At 61.9% G+C, this 15,872-nt stretch carries 20 protein-coding genes; 11 read left to right on the top strand and 9 right to left on the bottom strand.

Annotated elements, in window-relative coordinates; all coding sequences use genetic code 11:
- Nucleotides 1–79: 79 nt before the first annotated feature.
- The 4 genes from NKI01_RS10520 (at nt 80) to NKI01_RS10535 (ending at nt 3,395) form a co-directional block, all read left to right on the top strand.
- Complete coding sequence (locus tag NKI01_RS10520) at nt 80–1,210, top strand: fatty acid desaturase family protein (RefSeq protein ID WP_051409640.1); 1,131 nt, start codon at nt 80–82, stop codon at nt 1,208–1,210.
- A 40-nt stretch (nt 1,211–1,250) separates the two neighbouring features.
- Nucleotides 1,251–1,565, top strand: a complete 315-nt coding sequence (locus tag NKI01_RS10525) for a MocE family 2Fe-2S type ferredoxin (protein ID WP_023718250.1) — start codon at nt 1,251–1,253, stop codon at nt 1,563–1,565.
- A gap of 2 nt (nt 1,566–1,567) precedes the next feature.
- Complete coding sequence (locus NKI01_RS10530) at nt 1,568–2,797, top strand: NAD(P)/FAD-dependent oxidoreductase (RefSeq protein WP_023718251.1); 1,230 nt, start codon at nt 1,568–1,570, stop codon at nt 2,795–2,797.
- A gap of 421 nt (nt 2,798–3,218) precedes the next feature.
- Nucleotides 3,219–3,395, top strand: a complete 177-nt coding sequence (locus NKI01_RS10535) for a YjiS-like domain-containing protein (RefSeq protein WP_352963187.1) — start codon at nt 3,219–3,221, stop codon at nt 3,393–3,395.
- A 313-nt stretch (nt 3,396–3,708) separates the two neighbouring features.
- Here the strand turns inward: NKI01_RS10535 and NKI01_RS10540 are convergent, their stop codons facing one another.
- The 9 genes from NKI01_RS10540 to hslV all read right to left on the bottom strand — a co-directional run bounded on the left by NKI01_RS10540 (nt 3,709) and on the right by hslV (nt 11,240).
- Complete coding sequence (locus NKI01_RS10540) at nt 3,709–4,356, bottom strand: DUF1579 family protein (protein WP_352495258.1); 648 nt, start codon at nt 4,354–4,356, stop codon at nt 3,709–3,711.
- Nucleotides 4,357–4,468: 112 nt separating this feature from the next.
- Nucleotides 4,469–5,212 carry an SDR family oxidoreductase gene (locus tag NKI01_RS10545; protein ID WP_352816613.1) on the bottom strand — a complete coding sequence of 248 codons (744 nt, stop codon included), beginning with the start codon at nt 5,210–5,212 and terminating at the stop codon, nt 4,469–4,471.
- A complete protein-coding gene (locus tag NKI01_RS10550; protein WP_023718254.1) occupies nt 5,209–5,574 on the bottom strand; it encodes a putative quinol monooxygenase in 366 nt (121 codons plus the stop codon). Before NKI01_RS10550 ends, NKI01_RS10545 begins: the two co-directional genes overlap by 4 nt.
- Nucleotides 5,575–5,761: 187 nt before the next feature.
- Entirely contained in the window at nt 5,762–6,772 is a 1,011-nt protein-coding gene (locus NKI01_RS10555; protein ID WP_352495256.1) for an AraC family transcriptional regulator, read from the bottom strand.
- A gap of 321 nt (nt 6,773–7,093) precedes the next feature.
- Nucleotides 7,094–8,053: a DUF1402 family protein gene (locus NKI01_RS10560; RefSeq protein ID WP_023718256.1), complete on the bottom strand. Its 960-nt coding sequence runs from the start codon at nt 8,051–8,053 to the stop codon at nt 7,094–7,096.
- 184 nt (nt 8,054–8,237) lie between these two features.
- Nucleotides 8,238–9,551, bottom strand: a complete 1,314-nt coding sequence (gene hslU, locus NKI01_RS10565) for an ATP-dependent protease ATPase subunit HslU (protein WP_023718257.1) — start codon at nt 9,549–9,551, stop codon at nt 8,238–8,240.
- A 4-nt stretch (nt 9,552–9,555) separates the two neighbouring features.
- Nucleotides 9,556–10,152 carry a DUF2585 domain-containing protein gene (locus NKI01_RS10570; protein ID WP_023718258.1) on the bottom strand — a complete coding sequence of 199 codons (597 nt, stop codon included), beginning with the start codon at nt 10,150–10,152 and terminating at the stop codon, nt 9,556–9,558.
- Between the two features lie 4 nt (nt 10,153–10,156).
- On the bottom strand, nt 10,157–10,699 hold the full coding sequence (locus tag NKI01_RS10575) for a GNAT family N-acetyltransferase (RefSeq protein WP_352495253.1): 543 nt from the start codon (nt 10,697–10,699) through the stop codon (nt 10,157–10,159).
- Nucleotides 10,689–11,240, bottom strand: a complete 552-nt coding sequence (gene hslV / locus NKI01_RS10580) for an ATP-dependent protease subunit HslV (protein ID WP_023718260.1) — start codon at nt 11,238–11,240, stop codon at nt 10,689–10,691. Before hslV ends, NKI01_RS10575 begins: the two co-directional genes overlap by 11 nt.
- 225 nt (nt 11,241–11,465) lie before the next feature.
- Here hslV and hisB point away from each other — a divergent pair, with 225 nt between their 5' ends.
- Genes hisB through hisF form a run of 7 tightly spaced genes read left to right on the top strand, consistent with a single transcriptional unit; the run spans nt 11,466 to nt 15,865 of the window.
- On the top strand, nt 11,466–12,065 hold the full coding sequence (gene hisB / locus NKI01_RS10585; RefSeq protein WP_023718261.1) for an imidazoleglycerol-phosphate dehydratase HisB: 600 nt from the start codon (nt 11,466–11,468) through the stop codon (nt 12,063–12,065).
- Between the two features lie 4 nt (nt 12,066–12,069).
- Nucleotides 12,070–12,543, top strand: coding sequence for a DUF2628 domain-containing protein (locus NKI01_RS10590; protein ID WP_352484489.1), 474 nt, complete (start codon nt 12,070–12,072; stop codon nt 12,541–12,543).
- Between the two features lies 1 nt (nt 12,544).
- Nucleotides 12,545–13,195, top strand: coding sequence for an imidazole glycerol phosphate synthase subunit HisH (hisH, locus tag NKI01_RS10595; RefSeq protein WP_352484488.1), 651 nt, complete (start codon nt 12,545–12,547; stop codon nt 13,193–13,195).
- 3 nt (nt 13,196–13,198) lie between these two features.
- The gene (locus NKI01_RS10600) at nt 13,199–13,489 is read left to right on the top strand and encodes a DUF1330 domain-containing protein (RefSeq protein WP_352484487.1); all 291 of its coding nucleotides are present in this window, start codon (nt 13,199–13,201) and stop codon (nt 13,487–13,489) included.
- 2 nt (nt 13,490–13,491) lie between these two features.
- On the top strand, nt 13,492–14,241 hold the full coding sequence (gene hisA, locus NKI01_RS10605; RefSeq protein WP_023718265.1) for a 1-(5-phosphoribosyl)-5-[(5-phosphoribosylamino)methylideneamino]imidazole-4-carboxamide isomerase: 750 nt from the start codon (nt 13,492–13,494) through the stop codon (nt 14,239–14,241).
- The gene (locus NKI01_RS10610) at nt 14,238–15,074 is read left to right on the top strand and encodes an arginase family protein (protein WP_023718266.1); all 837 of its coding nucleotides are present in this window, start codon (nt 14,238–14,240) and stop codon (nt 15,072–15,074) included. Before hisA ends, NKI01_RS10610 begins: the two co-directional genes overlap by 4 nt.
- Nucleotides 15,071–15,865 carry an imidazole glycerol phosphate synthase subunit HisF gene (hisF, locus tag NKI01_RS10615; RefSeq protein WP_023718267.1) on the top strand — a complete coding sequence of 265 codons (795 nt, stop codon included), beginning with the start codon at nt 15,071–15,073 and terminating at the stop codon, nt 15,863–15,865. The genes NKI01_RS10610 and hisF overlap by 4 nt, the downstream gene beginning before the upstream one ends.
- Nucleotides 15,866–15,872: the final 7 nt, after the last annotated feature.

Consider the following 15,872-nt stretch of genomic DNA (forward strand, 5'->3'; position numbering starts at 1 on the left):
AAACTATCTTTGTGATATTGAGTCTATCAGCGCTCGGCGTTATTTTGAACACTGACCGAATATGATCGAGGCCTCCGCCATGGTGGATATTGGACTCCAAACCGGGAACACAACCTCAGCAGCAGCGTCCCAACGCGACTACAGCCTGGTCGGCCGCGACGCGAAGCTTGCCGTCGAGAGCGGGCTGGCGGCGGCCGAGTGGTATCACACCGACGTGCCGCGCAAGCAGATGAAGGAGCTGATGCAGCGCTCCGACGGCCCGGCGATCCGCGATACCATCATCTGGCTCGGCGCCATGATCCTCAGCGGCGCGGGCGCCGCCTTGTTCTGGGGCAGCTGGTGGTGCGTGCCGTTCTTCTTCGTCTATGGCGTCCTCTACGGTTCCTCCACCGATTCACGCTGGCACGAATGCGGCCACGGCACCGCCTTCAGGACGCAGTGGATGAACGACGTGGTCTATCAGATCGCCTGCTTCATGATCATGCGCAACCCGGTGACCTGGCGCTGGAGCCACACGCGCCACCATACCGATACCATCATCGTCGGCCGCGATCCGGAGATCTCGGTCATGCGCCCGCCCGATCTGCTGCGCGTCGTGCTCAATTTCGTCGGCATTCTCGATGCCTGGCATGCGATGAGCGACATGCTGCGCAATGCGGCCGGCATCATCAGTCCGGCCGAAAGAACCTTCATTCCCGACCAGGAGCAGCCGAAGGCAATCCGCATTGCTCGCATCTGGACGGCGATCTATGCCGCGACGGTCGCGCTGGCGCTTCTTACCGGCTCGTTCCTGCCGCTGATGCTGGTCGGGCTGCCCAGGCTTTACGGTGCCTGGCATCATGTCATGGTCGGCCTGCTGCAGCATGGCGGCCTGGCTGAAAACGTCACCGATCACCGGCTGAACAGCCGCACCGTCTACATGAACCCGATAAGCCGTTTCATCTACTGGAACATGAACTACCACGTCGAGCATCACATGTTCCCCATGGTGCCCTACCATGCGCTGCCCAGGCTGCATGAGCTGATCAAGCACGATCTGCCGGCGCCGACACCGTCCATCCTGGCCGGCTATCGCGAGATGATACCGGCTTTCCTGCGCCAGCTGCGCAATGAGGATTATTTCATCAAGCGCGAACTGCCGCCGACGGCGAGGCCCTATCGCGAGGATTTCCACAACGATAACGCTGCTGTTGCGGTGGCTGCTGAATGACAAGCCTACGCCGGGGCACCAAGAATCGGGGAAGGCGCAAATGAGCGACTGGGTCGAGGCTTGTGACGCCGAGGACATCGACGAGGAGGATGTGATGCGGTTCGACCATGGCGGTCGCACCTTCGCCATCTACCGCAGCCCCGAGGACGGGTATTTCGCCACCGACGGGCTTTGCACGCATGAGAAGGTGCATCTGGCCGACGGGCTGGTGATGGACGATATCATCGAATGCCCGAAGCATAATGGCCGCTTCAATTACAAGACTGGGGCTGCCAGGGGCGCGCCGGTCTGCGTCGATCTCAGGACCTATCCGGTCAAAGTCGACGCCGGCAAAGTCCTTGTCCGGATCGGTTGATGATGACGAAGGGAATGGTCATCATTGGCGCCGGCGAATGCGGCGGGCGCGCCGCCCTTGCGCTGCGCGAGCTCGGCTATGATGGCCCGGTGACGTTGGTCGGCGACGAGCCGCATCTGCCCTATGAGCGGCCACCGCTGTCGAAAGACGCGATGGTCGCCGACGCGCCCCTGATCAAGGCGATCGCCAGTGAGGCGGTCCTGGCCGAAAGATCGATCAGGCATATCCATTCGGTTCAGGCGATGGCGATCGACCGCGTGGCGCATGTCGTGCGCCTGTCGGACGGCTCGGTCCTGGCCTACGACAAGCTCCTGCTGGCGACAGGGTCGCTGCCGCGCAAGCTGCCGATTCCGGGCCTTGGCGGGCGCTGCGTCTATCTGCGGACCTTCAACGACGCACTGGCCATTCGCGCTCATCTCAGCGCCGGAAATCGCGTCGCCATCATCGGCGGCGGCTTCATCGGTCTCGAGCTCGCCACGGCGGCACGCAGGCTCGGCGCCACTGTTGCCGTTATCGAGGCGCAGCCGCGCATTCTGATGCGCGGCGTGCCGGCCGAGATCGCGCAGGTTATCCATCAGGCGCATGAAGCCGAAGGCGTAAAAATCCTGTGCGGCGAGGGCATCGACGCCATTGCCGATGACGGCGCCGAAGTGCGCATCGTGCTTGCCGGTGGACACGACATTGTCGCCGATCTTGCCGTGATCGGCATCGGCGCCGTGCCGGTGACCGGACTTGCCGCGGAGGCAGGGCTGACGATTGACAATGGTATCGCCGTCGACGCCGAGCTTCGCACCAGCGACCCCGACATCTTTGCCGCCGGCGATTGCTGCTCGTTTCCGCTCGCCATCTATGGCGGCCGGCGAGTGCGGCTGGAAGCCTGGCGCAATGCGCAGGAGCAGGGCGCGCTTGCGGCCAGGAACATGCTTGGCGCCGGCGAGGCCCACGCGGCGGTGCCATGGTTCTGGTCGGATCAGTACGGCCTGACCTTGCAGATCGCCGGCCTGTCGGACGAAGGCCGCAGCATTGTGCGTCGCGAGCTCGGCGACGGCGCCTTCATCCTGTTCCATCTCGCCGAGGACGGCAGGCTGGTTGCGGCAAGTGGCATCGGCCCCGGCAACGCGGTCGCCCGCGACATAAGGCTGGCCGAGATGCTGATCGCGAAAAGGGCAAAGCCGGCGCCGGAAGCGCTAGGCTCGCAAACTATCAAGCTGAAGTCGCTGCTGGCGACATGAGCCAGCGCGGGTTCCAGAGCCATTTGAAAGAACTTGCGGAGCGCTTGCCGTTCTGGTGGTGACAATCCTGCACCTGATGGCGGGAGACGACCCTGAGCGGTCGTTCCTGCCCGCGATGGAAACGTCTCATGAGGGTTGGAACGGGGTCGTTCGCGCGACTTTGCGCCGAAAGGTTGCCATGAGGCGAATGATCCGATCTCGATCCCAGATGTCAGCTAAGCGCTTGCCGTCACGGCCGAGACGACCCCTTCCAGCCAACCGAGTTTCAGATGTAACCGAATTTCCTCCTTCTGAAATCGCAGCGCGACCCTCTCTCCTCAGTAGACGGGCTGACCACAGCCCGCCGCCCTGCCCGTATACGGCCGGGGCTCTGTGAAAAGAGGCTATCATGACGCCTCCAGTCCAGTGTGTTCTCCGTGTTATGCACCTGGTCGTCGCCCGATCCCTTAGGGCCGCAGCGCAACGGCGTGAGCTGGCTCAACTTAGCGACCGCCAGCTACGCGATGCCGGAATCGATCCCGCATTGGCAGGCCGTGGCAAGGCGGCCGCCGTCGATAGAACCAGCCTGCTTCGACTGCCGACCCTGTCGTCCGGCTGAGCGAGTTGATAGAGGAGCTAGCGATGGCCGGTCTCTCCACCGCGATCGGCGCAGAAGTCGGAGAGGTGTGCCTGCTCGGGGCAATGTTCGCTGGACTGATCCTCATCTCAGCTCCGAGAACGCGCTTCGTTCAGAGTCCGATCTCTGACTTGCCGGGCGCTCAGCGTCCGGTCGTCTTTCAAAGCAGTTCCAGGCGCCGAACTGGACGCTTTGAGATCGTCGGAACTGAACTCGACCTTCCCGGCATATCCCGGCCGAGCGATGGAACCCGCGCAAGCTACTTACAACGTCCGAGCCACCCTTGAGCGATCGCTCACGCCTTCAGTCGCGTATAGACGGCGCGCGTTGCCAGTGTTTCTTGCTGTCCGGGACGCGTGAAATAGAGCTCAATGATGTGGCGATCGTTGTTCTCGATTTTGATTACAGTGCGCATGCCGACCTGCTTGCCGACTGTTTCTTCGCCCGCCACGCCCTGGTCGGTAAAGGTGCCGGACATGCTGATCGGCCTTTGATCCCCCGAATTAGGGACGCCTTTAAAATACATCATGGTTGTGTTGACAGGATCGATCGTGACCCACTCGTAACGTCCGTCCATGATGCTGTAGCCGAGCCATCCTTTGCGCCAGACCGGCGCTCCATCCAGCGTTCCCTCCATTATGTCTTCGATGTAACGGCCGCCCGCCAACCACTGACGATGGCTAATGAGATCGTCCGTCACGAGCGGCGGCTGATCGGGGCTACGGCCGAGTGTGCCGTAGAAGCTCATCTGGACGCGCCAGGTGCCGATCATTGGCGCCAGGACCTCATGCCCCGGGCCCGGCAATCCACGGCGAAGCCAATTCGGCAACTCCGACTGGGTCGGGGGCTCGGCTGCAGCCGAGCTGCCTTGAGCCAATGCGCCGAAAGGAATGGGGAGGACGAACGCAACGACGAATAGGGCAACGTGTAGTGTCTTGATCATACTTTATCTCCAGCTCATCGCTCGCCCGGGAATTGCTATGACGCGCTCAGTTGGGGCAATCGTTGCGAATTTTGTCGGGTGAACTCGTGGATACTCATCTCATACCTCTCCGTCATTCGATGCTGACCAGCGTTTCACCACCGGAAACTTCGATAACGGCGCCGGTCACGAAGTCATTGGCCATCAGGAAAAGTGCGGCCTTGCCGATATCGTCGATTTTTCCGACGCGTCCTGCCGGGAAGCGCTGACGCACAAGCGCGAAAAACGCCGCGCGCTTCGCCTGCGGCATGCCGGCCCACATTTCGCTGTCTATGACGCCTGGTCGGATTGTGTTGACGCGGATCGGACCGAGTTCGAGCGCAAGGGCTCGCGTCAGCGCCTCCAGACCAGCAAAGGCGACCATCATCATCGATGCGCCCATGCGAGGCTTGGTCACCAAGCCACCGGTCGTGAATGTGATCGAACCACCTTTCGGCATCCTAGGCGCTGCGTGCTGCGCGCAAGACCAACTGCCCAAGAGCTTGCCGTGCAGAACGGCCTGCGCGTTGGCCATCGTCTGGGAGAGGAAGGGACCTCCCGGACTCGGCGGGGTCGCGGTGATGAGAAGGTGGTCGAGCGTCCCTAGTGTTTCGAACATTTGCTCGACCGCTGTATCATCGGTCATGTCCAGCGACTGGAACGTGATCGAACCGTGGACCCTTTGCTCTGCAACCATTCTCGCTGAAGGGCGCCGCCCGAGCGCAATGACGTCGGCGCCTGCTTGACAGGCTGCGCGGGCCGCACCCATGCCCATGCCGCTTGTCCCGCCGACGATCACGACACGCTGATTCGAAAGAGACTGCTCGTCACCGTTCATCCTGGATCTCTGCCGCTGGCATACGGACTCAGCATCTCCAGCCACTGCGTCTCCATGTCGCCCGGTTCGAGCTCACCAGCATCTACGACGAAGCTCTGGACATAGGCTTCGCCGAAGTGGCTCTTGAGTGCATCGATACTGCGCCAGACCTCGTAGATAACGATGAGATCGGGGTCGGTCCGATCTCGATGGATGTGGAATTGAAGACAGCTGGCTTCCGATCTCGTCGCTTGGAGATCTTTAAGCATACGGGCGACAAGCGCGGAGCCTTGGCCGGGAGTGGCGCGATGCTTAGCGATAACGCAATAGGGCGTGTCTTCGCCAGCGGTTGGTCGAGGAAGATCAGGCAACGTCAGCGCCATGTGGTACTCCTGCCGGAACGGCCGACCGAAGTGGTTGCGGCCATTGAAATTGGCAGATGCTGGTATGGCGTTGCTATGGCAGAAACGACTGAATATTTGACCGTTTGTCGCGCGTATTTTCCGTATTACACGCGGTCGCAACAGGAGCGTATCTGCGGCTGGTCGAAACAGCCTCGCATGAACCCGATCAGGATTCTGTTCCGCTCACACGCAGCCCTGAATCTCGGATAGCGCCGGGTGAGACACCCATGAAGCGTTTGAACGCCCTGCTGAAGGACGCATCGGACTCATATCCCAACTCCGATGCGATCTGTGACTGCGACATATATCCGTTACGCAACCAGGATGCCGCCAGCCGAAGCCTCCATTGCAGGAGATAGCGGGCGGGGGATACCGACAACAGGCTCTTGAACCGCTGCGAGAACCTCGATCGCGACAGCCCGGACAATGCAGCCAGGCGATCGACTGGCCAGTCTTCCCCAGGGGAGCGATGGATTCTTGCAAGCGCCGACCCGATTTGTGGATCCTGCACGGCCGCCAGCCAACCAGTCAGATCGTCGGAACATGTCTCGACCCAGGTTCTGATTACTTGCGTCATGACAATATCGGCAAGGCGCGCCATTATCGTTGCCGAGCCGATTCTTTGCCCTTCAGCCTCGCGCGCCATCATCGCAATGAGGCTTGGTAGGTCAGTATCGCCATGCTCGGCATGCCGGATGTGCATCACAGAAGGTAGCAGTTCCAGCAGCGGATTTGCTGTCGGGCCCTCAAAGCCGATCGTACAGCATGCGATCAACGATCGCGCGCCGCCGCCGCCAGACTTCAACTCGTAAGTTCCGTTCCCGATCAACGCTGGTTTGACATCGGCGAGCGGCAAGGTTCGCCGTTTTGGCCGATCGGACATAGTGTGCTCTGTTCCGTGGGGAAGAAGAAGCACATCGCCGTTTTCGAGCAGCAGCGGCGGCAAGCCCTTGGCTTGTATCCAGCAATGACCCTCGAGCATCGCATGAAAACGTACACCCTCCCTGAACGGCACGGCGATGCCCCAGGGCGCCGTCAACTCGCTGCGGCCATATCTCGCATGGGCAAGGCGTAGATCGCGCAGCACCTCGCTCAACAAATCATTCTCGGCCGGCTGGTAGCCCATCGTTGCACGCCCTAAACCGGGCCGATCAATGGACCTAAGCGGATCACTCATCTGCACTCCTTTGCCCCAACTTCGCATACGCTTATGCATCCCGTTACCTCTCTTAGTAGGCAACCGAACGGAGACCTATTACGGATCCAGATTCCGCAAGAGATCTGACAATGGAAATGGGATTCTGCTGGCGGCGTTCGCTTAGGGATGCGCCGGACTTTTTTCAACAATATCCACCCCTTGCTGCCCATCAGATCGCGCGCGCGACAAAGCTGTTCCCCAGCCGGGGGCGATCCCTTGAAAGGATCGACGGGTTCGAAGCCACAGAGTTCAAGCAGATAGGCGATTTCCTGGCGCAGGCTCCACCGCAGACCTTCACCGCTAAAACAGCGCCTTCAGCTCCGGCAGCTTGTCGTTGACTAGCCAGCCATAGTAATTTTCCTCAGGCAGCTTTTCCGGCTCGCCCGCAGCGCGGCGCTTGTCGTTCTCGGCCTTCAGCGCATAGGCACGCTGTTCCGGATTGCCGACATTGTAGAGCGTCGACGTGATGCCGGGATTGCCTGAGATGTCGAAGCCGGCAATGCTTTTATAGGCGTCGATCGACTTCCGGATCGTTGCCGCGACATAAGGCAGGGTCAGGTCAGGATCCATGATGGTCTTGTAGACCGCGTTCGGGTCGCCGACGTCGAGCTCCGGCAGGCCGGAAACCTTGTGCACGAGATCGCTCATCTGCAGTGCCGTCAGCGGATTGAGCTGGCCAAGACCAAAAGTCTGGCCGGCATAATAGGGCTGGAAGAAAGTCGCGCCGAAGCGGTCGTTGGGAAAGCTCTCGCCGTTGACGGTCTTGCCGCGGAACGACCGGTTCCACACCTGCTCGCGGCATTCCCAGAGTTCGTAACTGTCCGATTTGCCCGCGCACTTGGCAAATTGCGGCCGTTGCACGAAATCGGTGATGTCTTCGCCTTCATAGGCGAAGGAGAGTTTGCTCGACAGATACGAGATCGCCTTGACGTAGTAGGTCTGCAGCCGGTCGTAGGCATCGACATTGTAGGTGTGCTCGCCGACGATGGCGCCGACGATATGCATCGGGTCGATGCCATAGGCCGCGGCTGCCTGCATGATCTTGCCACGCAGCTCGGCATCGTTCTGGAGCAGCGCAAACACTTTGCGGTATTTCGCCTGGAAGGTGGTGTTGGTCGCCTGGGTGCGCCGGCTGGATGCGCCCGGTATGTCGGGCTGCTCGGTGTTGCGGTTGCCGGGCGGCACCATGGTTGCCGCTTGCGCGGCGAACATGGCTGCCGCCAGCGTCAGCCCGAGAATGACGAGGATCAGTTTTTTCATGCGCCGCCGCCCAAATAGTCGCCGGGCAAACTAGGTAATGCTCCAACGGGAGTCGAGAGACGCCTGCACCCGACGGGACGAAAGCTCGCCGGATGCTTCCATTTGGCCACACATCGGAAATGCCGGGCTGAATTTGGCGGAGACCGGGAGCAATTCCCCGGCCTCTTTGAGGATGAAGCGTCTCCTACAGGATGAAACGCGACAAATCCGTGTTTCTGGAGAGGTCGCCGACATGCTTCTCCACATAGGCGGCATCGACGGTCACGGAGGTGCCGTTGCGGTCCGGTGCGTCATAGGAGATCTCGTCCAGCACCCGTTCCATCACCGTCTGCAGCCGCCTGGCGCCGATGTTCTCGACGCTGGCGTTGAGGTCAACAGCGATGCCGGCCAACGAGTCGATCGCGTCATCGGTGAAGACCAGGTCGACTCCCTCGGTCTTCATCAGTGCGATATACTGCTTGATCAGGCTGGCTTCGGTCTCGGTGAGGATGCGGACGAAATCGTCCTTCTCCAGCGCCCGCAGCTCGACACGGATCGGCAGGCGGCCCTGCAATTCCGGCAGCAAGTCGGATGGCTTGGCGACGTGGAACGCACCTGAAGCGATGAACAGGATGTGGTCGGTCTTCACCGGTCCGTATTTGGTCGCAACCGTGGTGCCTTCGACCAGCGGCAGCAGGTCGCGCTGCACGCCCTCGCGCGAAACACCGGCACCGATGCCGCCTTCGCGCGAGGCGATCTTGTCGATCTCGTCGAGGAAGACAATGCCGTCATTCTCGGTCGATTCGAGTGCCCTGCGCACCACCTCGTCCTGGTCGAGCAACTTGTCGGACTCGTCGCTGATCAACAGCCCGTAGGACTCTTTAACGGTCGTCTTGCGCATCTTGGTTTTCTTGCCGCCCATCGCTTTCGACAGCATGTCGTTGATGTTGAGCACGCCGATATTGGCGCCCGGCATGCCGGGGATCTCGAAGCCGGGCATGCCGCCATTGCCGGTATCGGCCACTTCGATCTCGATCTCCTTGTCGTCAAGCTCGCCGTCGCGCAGCTTCTTGCGGAAACTGTCACGGGTGGCCGGACTCGCCGTCTTGCCGACGAGCGCTTCAAGCACCCTTTCCTCGGCGTTGATGTGGGCACGCGCCTCGACGTCCTCACGCATCTTCTCGCGCACCAGCCCGATGGCGATCTCGACCAGATCGCGGATGATCTGCTCGACATCGCGGCCGACATAGCCGACCTCCGTAAACTTGGTGGCTTCGACCTTGACGAAAGGCGCACCGGCAAGGCGCGCCAAGCGGCGAGAAATCTCGGTCTTGCCGACACCGGTCGGGCCGATCATCAGGATGTTCTTCGGCATCACCTCTTCGCGCATCTGGCCCTCGAGCTGCTGGCGGCGCCAGCGGTTGCGCAAGGCAATCGCCACGGCACGCTTGGCGTCTTTCTGGCCGATGATGAAGCGGTCGAGTTCCGAAACGATTTCGCGGGGAGAGAAGGTGCTCATGTCACTAAATTCCACTTTGCCACTGCCGAATGGACTCGAACGGATGCAGCAGCATGATCACGTTGAGTGTCAGATTGTCCCGGATGAGATAGCCGACACCGAATTCGAAGATGAGGGCGAGGGTTACGATCACCCATATAGGAAGCCTTCGCGCCATGACAAACCCCAGCACCATGGCCAGCGTGTCCGACACCGAATTGATGACGCTGTCGCCATAATAGTCGAGCGAGATCGTGCCGGCGCGATAGCGATCGATGATGAAAGGGCTGTTCTCGAGCAGCTCCCAGCCGCCCTCTATCACCACCGCAAAGGCCAGCCTGAGCCCGATCGGCGAGCGCGGGAAAAGAAACCACGCCAGCGCATAGAACAGGAAGCCGTGAATGATGTGCGAGAAGCTGTACCAGTCGGAGATATGCTGGGAATTCTCGGAGCTCTGCACGATGCCGTGCCACAGCTTGACGTAGCCGCAGGTGCAAATCGGCGTCCGCCCCATGCCGTAGAGGACCCCTGCCTGGAATATGACCAGACCGAGAACCAACAGAAGCCCCATTCGCCAACTGTCTTCGTAGGCCGAGACGGTTTTGTCGCTGGATACGCTCATGCTGCTATTGCCCCTCTTCTGCGTCACCCTGTTCGGCATCACCCTCTGGGGCATCAATCGCCATCAGCACGGCATCGCCATATTCCGACTTCCTGCGATCGATAGCCCTGAAACCGGCTTTTTCATAGGCACGGATAGCCCGTGCATTGGCCGGGTCCGGGTCGATGATGACGCGCGGCGCACCTTCCTCGAAAAGCTGCTCGACGAACTGCCGGACGATCGCCGAGCCGTGGCCGGTCCCGACAAGCTCCGGCACGCCGATCGACAGATCGATGCCGAGCGTGCCGAACGGCTGGTCGCTATAGGGATGACCGTCCTCCAGATGCGGATCGTAGCTCTGCAAATAGCCGATGGGTTTGCCGTCGAGCTCGATAATCAGCGGCTCGACCGAAATGCTGTCGATATGCTCGCGGATCTCCGCGATCTCGGTCTCTGGGTCGTTCCACCATTCGGTGACATGCGGCTCGGCAAGCCAGCCGGCGATCATCGGCAGGTCCCTCTCGGTCACCGGCCGAAAACCGTAGCGGAGGCTCCGCTCAGGCGGCATCGAGGGTTTCGACGACGAAGCTGTTGTTGGTGTAGACGCAAATGTCGGACGCGATCTGCATCGCCTTGCGGGCGATCTCCTCGGCGTCCTTATCGGTATCCATCAGGGCGCGGGCCGCGGCCAGCGCGTAGTTGCCGCCGGAGCCGATGGCCATCACGCCAAATTCGGGCTCCAGCACGTCGCCGGTGCCGGTCAGCGCCAGCGACACCGACCTGTCGGCCACCAGCATCATTGCTTCCAGCCGGCGCAAATAGCGGTCGGTGCGCCAGTCCTTGGCGAGCTCGACGCAGGCGCGTGTCAGTTGGTCGGGATATTGTTCGAGCTTGGCTTCGAGCCGCTCCAGCAGCGTGAAGGCATCGGCGGTGGCGCCGGCGAAGCCGGCAATGACGTTGCCGCCCTTGCCGATGCGGCGCACCTTCTTGGCGTTGCCCTTCATGATGGTCTGGCCGAGGCTGACCTGGCCGTCGCCGGCGATCACCACTTTGCCGCCCTTGCGCACGGTTAGGATGGTCGTGGCATGCATGGTCAGTTCATTAGACATTTTCTGCTCCGGTCAGCACCGATCCCATCAAGGCGATTGGCGCGTTACGAGTGACTTGATCGGCCATATGTATGCATAGGCCAGACGATTGCAAACCGGCCATCCACCGGGCCGGATAGTGCTCCGCAGCGGTAACTGGCAATCGCCGGATCATGCTGCTAGAAGGCTTTCGTTTTCAGGCATGTGAACGCCTGAATCGTGCAAATCTGAGACAAGGATGAGGTCATGGTGCCCCGTTCCGCCGAGATAAGCCGCAAGACCAAGGAAACCGACATCTCCGTGTCGGTTCAGGTCGACGGCTCGGGCAAATCCGACATTTCGACGGGCGTCGGCTTCTTCGACCATATGCTGGACCAGTTATCGCGCCATTCGCTGATCGACATGACGGTGAAGGCCAAGGGCGACCTGCACATAGACGACCACCACACGGTCGAGGATACTGGTATCGCGCTTGGGCAGGCGCTGGCCAAGGCATTGGGCGAGCGGCGCGGCATCATGCGCTATGCTTCGATCGATCTCGCCATGGACGAGACGCTGACGCGGGCGGCGATCGACGTCTCCGGCCGGCCTTTTCTGGTCTGGAATGTTTCGTTCTCATCGCCGAAGATCGGTACGTTCGACACCGAGCTGGTGCGCGAATTCTTCCACGCGCTGGCGCAGAATGCCGGCATCACGCTGCATGTCACCAATCATTACGGCGCCAACAACCACCACATTGCCGAGACCTGCTTCAAGGCCGTGGCGCGTGCGCTGCGTTCGGCGCTCGAGCGCGACCCGCGCCAGCCGGACGCGGTTCCCTCCACCAAGGGATCCCTGAAAGGGTAGCGCCATGGCCATCTATGTCGCGATGGAACCGCCAGGCCGCAGCGAAAGGGTGGACACCACCTTTGTCCGTGACGGCTTTGCCTGGCTCGGCTTCCTATTGCCGCCGCTGTGGCTGGCCTGGCACCGGCTGTGGGTCGAGGCGGCATTGGCCTTTGTCGCCATGGGCCTGCTTTCGATGCTGGGCGAAAGCCTGGGCCTGGAAAGCGCAGGCTCGCTTTTGTCCCTCCTTGTCATGCTCTTTGTCGGACTGGAAGGGCAGGCCCTGCGGATCGCAGCACTGCGCCGCCGTGGCTGGCGTGAATGGGGTGTCGTCGAGGCCGACAGGCTCGACGATGCCGACATTCGCTACGCGTTGGAAACCGATGCGGATTCGAATGCACGGTCCCCCGCACAGCGCATCGTCCCGGACGCAGCACTTGCCCGGCCGACGCCGATGGGCATGGCACTGGGGCTGACCCATATTCCGGGAAAGCGCTGAGATGCGGGTCGCGATCATCGATTACGGGTCGGGCAATCTGCGCTCGGCCACCAAGGCCTTCGAGCGTGCCGCTCATGAAGCCGGCATTGCCGCCGCGATTGAACTCACAGCCGATGCCGAGCGGGTCAGGACCGCCGACCGCATCGTCCTGCCCGGCGTTGGCGCCTATGCCGATTGCGCCGCTGGACTGCGCGCTGTGGCCGGCATGTGGGAAGCGGTCGAGGAGGTCGCGATCGTCAAGGGACGGCCGTTCCTAGGCATCTGCGTCGGCATGCAGCTGATGTCGGAGCGAGGCTTGGAGAAAACGGTTACGAAAGGGTTTGGCTGGATCGCCGGCGACGTCAAGGAGATCACGCCGGCCGATCCGACACTGAAGATCCCGCAGATCGGCTGGAACACGATTGACCTGAAGCGCAAGCATCCGCTGTTTTCCGGCATTGCGACGGGCGGGAAGGGGCTGCACGCCTACTTCGTCCACTCCTACCATCTCGATGCACGGAAGGAGGACGAGGTGCTGGCGGTCGCCGACTACGGTGGCCCGGTGACGGCCGCTGTCGCCCGCGGCAATCTCGCCGGAACGCAATTCCACCCCGAGAAGAGCCAGGCGCTCGGCCTCGCTTTGATCACCAACTTCCTGCAATGGAGGCCCTAGGTCATGAGCAAGAAGGGCTATTGGATGGCGATGGTCGATGTCCGCGACCCCGAGGTCTACAAGCAGTACATCGAGGCCAATGCCGCGGCTTTTGCGAAATACGGCGCGAAGTTTCCCGTGCGCGCCGGACGGTATACCAGCCCGGAAGGGCCGACAGGCAATCGCCACGTGCTGGTGGAATTCGAATCCTACGAGACGGCGATCGCCTGCTACGGCTCGCCTGAATACCAGGAGGCCTTGAAGTACAGGCTCGCCGGCTCGACCGGCCACTTTGTCATCGTCGAAGGCGCCTGAAGGTGATCCTGTTTCCGGCGATAGACCTCAAGGACGGCAAATGCGTGCGCCTCAAGCATGGCGACATGGCGACCGCGACGGTCTACAATGACGATCCCGCCGCTCAGGCGCGCGCCTTCGAAGAGCAGGGCTTCGAATGGCTGCACGTCGTCGACCTCAACGGCGCCTTCAAGGGCCAGAGCGTCAACAGCGCGGCAGTCGGCGCCATCCTCAAGGCGACGAACAACCCGGTGCAGCTCGGCGGCGGCATCCGCACTCTGGCGCAGATCGAGGACTGGCTCGACCGTGGGCTGGCCCGCGTCATTCTTGGCACTGTGGCGGTGCGCGATCCGGATCTGGTCAGGCAGGCTTGCAAGGCATTCCCGGGCAAGATCGCCGTCGGCATCGACGCCAAGGGCGGCAAGGTCGCGGTCGAAGGCTGGGCGGAGGCCTCGAGCCTCGGCGTCATCGAACTGGCGAGGAAATTCGAGGGCGCCGGCGTTGCTGCCATCATCTACACCGACATTGATCGAGACGGGGTGCTGACCGGCATCAACTGGGACGCCACCATCGATCTCGCCGAGGCGGTTTCGATCCCGGTCATCGCCTCGGGCGGGCTCGCCTCGATCGCCGACATTGTGCGCATGACCATGCCCGATGCGCGGAAGCTCGAAGGCGCGATCTCCGGCCGCGCGCTCTACGACGGCCGCATCGACCCGGCCGAGGCACTGGCGATCCTGCGTGGCAAACCGATGGCAGGGGCGTCATCATGAAAGTCTCGATTATCCTCGCCCCCTATGACAGCGGGCACCATCATGAAGGGTGCGGCCAGGGGCCGGACGCCATCATCGGCGGTGGGCTCGTCGAAGCTCTGACCGTGGCCGGCCATGACGTCGCCGTCGAAGATATCGGCAAGGTGGGAGACGAGCAGGGGCGCGAAATCGCAACCGGCTTCGCCGTCTGCAACGCCGTCGCGGCCAAGGTCGGCCTCGCCCGCGACGGAGGAGGCTTCCCCATTGTCCTTGCTGGAAATTGCCTGACCGCCGCCGGTGCGGTTGCCGGTGAAGACGCGGATTCGATTATCTGGATCGATCAGCATGGCGATCTCAACACGCCAGAGACGTCCGCCTACGGCTTTCTCGACGGCATGGCGCTGGCGGCGACACTCGGGCTCTGCTGGCGTCCGATGGCGGCAGCAATTCCGGGATTCCGGCCGATGGACCCGGCGCACTGCATGCTGGTCGATGCCCGCGACCTCGATCCCGACGAAAAGCGCCTGCTGGAAACTTTGCCGATCGTGCGCGCCGAATGTGCCGGTGCGCTCGATATGGTGGGAAAGCTCACAGCGGCAGGGGCTGTTCGGGGACATCTGCATCTGGACCTGGATGTCCTCGATCCGGATGTGCTGCAGGTGAACCGCTACACGCATCCGGGCGGTCCGAGTCCGGAACAGCTGCGGCAGCTTGCCTGCGGGCTGGCCAGATCCATCCCGATCGTGGGCGTGACGCTCTCGGCCTACGATCCGGCCTTTGATTCCCAGTCCGAGGTTCCGTCCGTCGTCGGCCAGCTGCTTGTCGACTTTCTTGCGGCGATCGAGAGGATCTGATGCTGAAAGCCCGCGTCATCCCCTGTCTCGACGTCAAGAACGGTCGCGTCGTCAAGGGCGTCAATTTCGTCGACCTGGTCGATGCCGGCGATCCCGTCGAAGCGGCAAAAGCCTATGACGCGGCCGGCGCCGACGAGCTCTGCTTTCTCGACATCACTGCCTCGTCGGAAAACCGCGAGACCATCTTCGATGTCATTACCCGAACGGCCGAACAATGTTTCATGCCGCTGACTGTCGGTGGTGGCGTCCGCCAGGTCGCCGACATCAGGAAGCTGCTTCTGGCCGGCGCCGACAAGGTGTCGATCAATACGGCGGCGGTGAAAACCCCAAATTTTGTCGCCGAGGCTGCCGACAAGTTTGGCAACCAGTGCATCGTCGTCGCCATCGACGCCAAGAAAGTGTCCGCTGCGGGCGAGGCTGATCGCTGGGAGATCTTCACCCATGGCGGCCGCGAGAAGACCGGCATCGATGCCGTCGAGTTCGCTCGGCGGATCGTCGATCTCGGCGCCGGCGAGATCCTGTTGACGTCGATGGACCGCGACGGCACCAAGGCCGGCTACGACATAGCGCTTACCCGCGCGGTCGCCGACGCCGTACGCGTGCCGGTCATCGCTTCCGGTGGCGTCGGCACGCTCGATCACATGGTCGAAGGCATTCGCGACGGCCATGCGGGCGCGGTGCTGGCAGCCTCGATCTTCCATTTCGGCACCTACAGCATCGCCGAAGCCAAGATGCATATGGCTCAGGCCGGACTGCCGATGCGGCTGGACTCGCCGGGTAATCGGTCCTAGAGCCTTT

The organism is Mesorhizobium sp. M0815 (assembly GCF_040319995.1).
Classification (GTDB): Bacteria; Pseudomonadota; Alphaproteobacteria; order Rhizobiales; family Rhizobiaceae; genus Mesorhizobium.

Coding starts and splice junctions, on each gene's coding strand:
- NKI01_RS10600 (WP_352484487.1), top strand. CDS start 13,199: ATGAGCAAGAAGGGCTATTGGATGGCGATGGTCGATGTCCGCGACCCC.
- NKI01_RS10570 (WP_023718258.1), bottom strand. CDS start 10,152: ATGAGCGTATCCAGCGACAAAACCGTCTCGGCCTACGAAGACAGTTGG.
- NKI01_RS10530 (WP_023718251.1), top strand. CDS start 1,568: ATGACGAAGGGAATGGTCATCATTGGCGCCGGCGAATGCGGCGGGCGC.
- NKI01_RS10550 (WP_023718254.1), bottom strand. CDS start 5,574: ATGGCGCTGACGTTGCCTGATCTTCCTCGACCAACCGCTGGCGAAGAC.
- NKI01_RS10520 (WP_051409640.1), top strand. CDS start 80: ATGGTGGATATTGGACTCCAAACCGGGAACACAACCTCAGCAGCAGCG.
- hslU (WP_023718257.1), bottom strand. CDS start 9,551: ATGAGCACCTTCTCTCCCCGCGAAATCGTTTCGGAACTCGACCGCTTC.
- hisH (WP_352484488.1), top strand. CDS start 12,545: ATGCGGGTCGCGATCATCGATTACGGGTCGGGCAATCTGCGCTCGGCC.
- NKI01_RS10525 (WP_023718250.1), top strand. CDS start 1,251: ATGAGCGACTGGGTCGAGGCTTGTGACGCCGAGGACATCGACGAGGAG.
- NKI01_RS10610 (WP_023718266.1), top strand. CDS start 14,238: ATGAAAGTCTCGATTATCCTCGCCCCCTATGACAGCGGGCACCATCAT.
- NKI01_RS10535 (WP_352963187.1), top strand. CDS start 3,219: ATGCACCTGGTCGTCGCCCGATCCCTTAGGGCCGCAGCGCAACGGCGT.
- NKI01_RS10575 (WP_352495253.1), bottom strand. CDS start 10,699: ATGCCGCCTGAGCGGAGCCTCCGCTACGGTTTTCGGCCGGTGACCGAG.
- NKI01_RS10590 (WP_352484489.1), top strand. CDS start 12,070: ATGGCCATCTATGTCGCGATGGAACCGCCAGGCCGCAGCGAAAGGGTG.
- NKI01_RS10560 (WP_023718256.1), bottom strand. CDS start 8,053: ATGAAAAAACTGATCCTCGTCATTCTCGGGCTGACGCTGGCGGCAGCC.
- NKI01_RS10540 (WP_352495258.1), bottom strand. CDS start 4,356: ATGATCAAGACACTACACGTTGCCCTATTCGTCGTTGCGTTCGTCCTC.
- NKI01_RS10545 (WP_352816613.1), bottom strand. CDS start 5,212: ATGAACGGTGACGAGCAGTCTCTTTCGAATCAGCGTGTCGTGATCGTC.
- hslV (WP_023718260.1), bottom strand. CDS start 11,240: ATGTCTAATGAACTGACCATGCATGCCACGACCATCCTAACCGTGCGC.
- hisB (WP_023718261.1), top strand. CDS start 11,466: ATGGTGCCCCGTTCCGCCGAGATAAGCCGCAAGACCAAGGAAACCGAC.
- NKI01_RS10555 (WP_352495256.1), bottom strand. CDS start 6,772: ATGAGTGATCCGCTTAGGTCCATTGATCGGCCCGGTTTAGGGCGTGCA.